Raw genomic sequence first — 3,685 nt, forward strand, 5'->3', positions numbered from 1 at the left:
AGACGATGACAGCACCGCCACGAATTTACCCGCGCCGCGCAGGTCGGCCACCGCACGGGCGAGCGCGTCGTCGATGGATTGGCTTGCGTCGTTCGTCACGGGTCGCACTTCGTCGAACGCCGGCCGCAACTCGTCCAACGACTCGGCATCGACCGTGATCAGATCCGCGCCGGTGCGGTGTGCCTCGGCGACCACGGCCGAGGCCAGCGGATCGTGTGCGGGCAGAAACAGGGCTTCGGCCACCGAATTCGGCCGTTTGGAGGCTACCCCTGGCACGGGATGCCAGCCGGCGGACAAACCGCCTTTCTCGATCAGGAGTTGAGCACGGTTCCACGCGGCGGGCAACTCGTCCTTGTCGGCGCCACGGATGCGCGCCACCCGCAAGCCGTCGGTGCACAACACGCGGGGGTCGATGACGATCGCGTCGACCAGGTCCAGCCTGCGCAGCGCCTCCCGACGCAGCGGCAACACCGCGTGTCGATCGGCCAACCCGCGCCCCAGCGTGGCCGCGAACGCCTCGGGAGTGGTCCGGCTGGCCTTGGGCGCGGTCACCAGGATTGCGGTGGCGACCATGTTCACGTTGCGGGTGAGGGCGGCGATCAGCCCGGCGCTGAGCGCCTGCAGCAGCGCGAATTGTCCGGCGTGGCGTTCGGCGGGCCTGGACGGCCGCCCATGAATCGAGACCGGCTGGGTGGGCGGCTGGTCGGCGTGGCGCGCCAAGTCCGGTTCGTGCTTTTCCCAGACGCGCGCCTCGGCGCTGCATTCGGCGGCTTTCAGCGACTGCATCGCCAACCCCACCGTCAAGGAGGCCGGCGACAGCGTGATGGTCTGCGCGACCGTTGCGGCCAGCGCCAGCACGGAGTCGGTGGCGGGCCCCCCGATGCTGCCCTCGACCACTCGGCGCAGGGCGGGCTGGTATTCCACCAGCGAAACGACCGCCTGCACGGCGCTCGGGGCATGCGGCCACCGCAGGGCCCGTCCGGTGAGAGCTATGCCCAGGCCGGCGGCGGTGGCGGCCATGGTCACGGCTCTGGTCGCCAGCACCAAGCCGTCGCCCGGCAGACTTGCCGGAGGCGCCGCGGGTCTGACGGCTTTTTTTGAGTTGCAGCCCTTTTCGGCTCCGTCGACGATTCGGCAAAGGTCGCGCAGCGTGGCGTCCGGGCCGACGGCGACGACCACGCGCGACAACGGATGGTTCAGGCTGGCCGAGGTGACGCCGGGGTGGGCCCGGACCGCATCGAGCACGGCGCGCCCCAATTCGCCCGAGCCCGCGTCGTCGAGGCCGCGCACCTCGATCCAGGCGCGGCTCTCGCCCCGCCAGCAGCGCCGGCTCAGCGCTTCTCGGGGCAGGTCGCCGGCGAGCGCCCTGGCGCCTTCGCGCAGCGGAATCGCCGCGATGTCGAGGACTGTCGTGAGGGCCCGCAGCGGTGTCGATCGTTGTAACGACGTGACAATGCTCAAAGGGCGGCTCAGGCGGTTCTCAGTTGGTGCTGCGCAACTCGGCGGCGCCGGCACGGCGCCCGGTTGCCTTCTTGGCCGCCGGCTTGCCGGCGGCCTTCGCCGGCGTCACCTTCTTGGGCGCGGGTTCGGAGGGTACCGGCTTGAGGTTGGCCTTCGCCGGGGCCGGGCCCTCGGGCTTGCGCTGCATCCGGTGCAGCAACAACGCGCCGCCGCCGACCGCCAGCAACACCGGCCACTCGACCAGGCCCGCGACGCCGATCGCGCCCAGGGCCAACGCCGCCGCGGGCGTCGAATGACTGCCGCTGCTGATTCCGCGCTTGATGCCCTCCGCGGCTCCCGTTACGCCGCCGACGATTCCATTGACCGCGGCGCCGCCGACAGCACCCGCTGCCGCGGTGGTCGCGTCCGCCGCGCGACCCACGGTTTTGCCCACGTTGCGGACCGCACCGCCGACGACACCCATGATCACTCCCTGGTATCTAGTCGCTGCCGCTGGGAACGGTGCCGGCTACGTGTGTAACCGTTGAACGCAAAGTTAACAGCAACAACGAATTCGTGCTCGATAGCGAAAGCCTGCCACGTTACAAACGCGCGTACAACGAGAAACTTCTGGATTTCGTGGTGCGGCCCGCACACGGGTCGTTTATGGGACTCAAATGGGGCTCACATCGATCAGCACCGGCGCGTGATCGCTCGGCGCCTTGCCCTTGCGTTCGTCCCGGACGATCTGCGCGCCGGTGACGCGGCCGGCCAGCGCCGGTGAGGCGAGAATGAAGTCGATCCGCATGCCCCGGTTCTTCGGAAACCTCAGCTGGGTGTAGTCCCAATAGGTGTAGACCGCCGGGCCCGGGGCGAAAGGCCTTACCACGTCGGTGAATTGCGCGTCCACGATGGCATCGAACGCGCGGCGCTCCGGCGGGGAGACGTGGGTGGCGCCGGCATAGAACTCGGTGCTCCACACGTCTTCGTCCGTCGGGGCGATGTTCCAGTCGCCGACCAGCGCGATCGGGGCGGCGGGATCGTCGCGCAGCCAGCCGGCCGCCGTATCTCGCAGCGCGGCAAGCCAATTCAGCTTGTAGGCGTAGTGCGGATCGCCCACGGCGCGGCCGTTGGGCACATACAGGCTCCACACCCGGATTCCGCCGCAGGTGGCACCCAGTGCGCGCGCCTCGGCCGTGGCGGCCACCTCGCGCTTGCTGCTCCAGGTGGGCTGGCCTTCGAAGCCGACCTGCACGTCGTCGATGCCGACGCGGGAGGCGATGGCCACGCCGTTCCACTGATTGAAGCCGACGTGCGCGACCTCGTAGCCGAGTTCGAAGAACGGCAGGCTGGGGAACTGGCTGTCGGAGCACTTGGTTTCCTGCATGGCCAGGACGTCGACGTCGGCGCGGCCCAGCCAGTCCAGCACGCGGTCCAGGCGGCTGCGAATCGAATTGACGTTCCAGGTGGCCAGCCGAAGCGGCGATCGCAAGCGCGGCGAAGCCGGGCGCAGTGGGTCGCCGCCATCAACCGTGCCGTCAGGCATGGCTAGACGCTATCGAGTCGCCGGCCCGCACGTAGCGGCGACGGTGGTGCAGCCGGAAGCCGAGGGACCCGGCGAGGGCGATCTTGTCGGTGTCGCCGNGGCCTGGCCGCCGCGATCGTGATGAGCAGGCTGCGCGCCGCGGTGGCCGCCTCGGCGCTCACCGCCGCCGAACCGCTCGCGGTGCTGGCCGCGCTGGATCGGTACGCGGCCAGCGTCACCGGCGCCCGCTGCGCGACCGTGGCCTATGCCCTCATCGATACCGGGGCCGGTACCGGGGGCGCCACCGTCAGCTACAGCTGCGCCGGGCATCCGTATCCGTTGCTCGTCCCTCCCGACGGCGATCCGGTCTTCCTCGAGTCGGGCCGCCGTCCCCCGGTCGCGGTCGAGGATGCCCACCCTGCCGGCGCCACCGCGACGGCCGAGTTGACGCCGGGAAGCATGATCCTGCTATACACCGACGGGCTCATCGAGCGGGCCGGCGAGGCGCTCGACGACGGCTTCGCCCGGCTGAAGGCCGCGGCCGCCGGATGCGCCGAGCTGCCGGTCGAATCGGTGTGTACCGAGTTGCTGGCGCGGATGACACCGCCGGCGGGCTATCGCGACGACGTTGTGGTGCTCGCGTTGCGCCCGAGCCACACGGCCGCGCGCAGCTTTGCGGCGGTGGTGCCGGCCGCGCCGGCCCAGATCCCCATCGCGCGC

Annotated in this window: 3 protein-coding genes and 1 pseudogene; 1 reads left to right on the top strand and 3 read right to left on the bottom strand. The window is 70.5% G+C overall.

The window, feature by feature from the left end:
- The 3 genes and pseudogenes from BN4348_RS60240 to BN4348_RS58195 all read right to left on the bottom strand — a co-directional run.
- A pseudogene (locus BN4348_RS60240) lies at positions 1-1,461 on the bottom strand (cation-translocating P-type ATPase); the annotation flags it as partial.
- 19 nt (positions 1,462-1,480) lie between these two features.
- Entirely contained in the window at positions 1,481-1,924 is a 444-nt protein-coding gene (locus BN4348_RS58190) for a hypothetical protein (protein WP_066917642.1), read from the bottom strand.
- A gap of 189 nt (positions 1,925-2,113) precedes the next feature.
- Positions 2,114-2,986, bottom strand: coding sequence for an exodeoxyribonuclease III (locus BN4348_RS58195; protein ID WP_084454738.1), 873 nt, complete (start codon positions 2,984-2,986; stop codon positions 2,114-2,116).
- A 120-nt stretch (positions 2,987-3,106) separates the two neighbouring features.
- Here BN4348_RS58195 and BN4348_RS58200 point away from each other — a divergent pair.
- Positions 3,107-3,685: PP2C family protein-serine/threonine phosphatase (locus BN4348_RS58200; protein ID WP_211145835.1), on the top strand; the 579-nt coding region annotated here is incomplete at its 3' end.

This window comes from Mycobacterium interjectum, from assembly GCF_900078675.2.
GTDB classification, from domain to species: domain Bacteria; phylum Actinomycetota; class Actinomycetes; order Mycobacteriales; family Mycobacteriaceae; genus Mycobacterium; species Mycobacterium interjectum.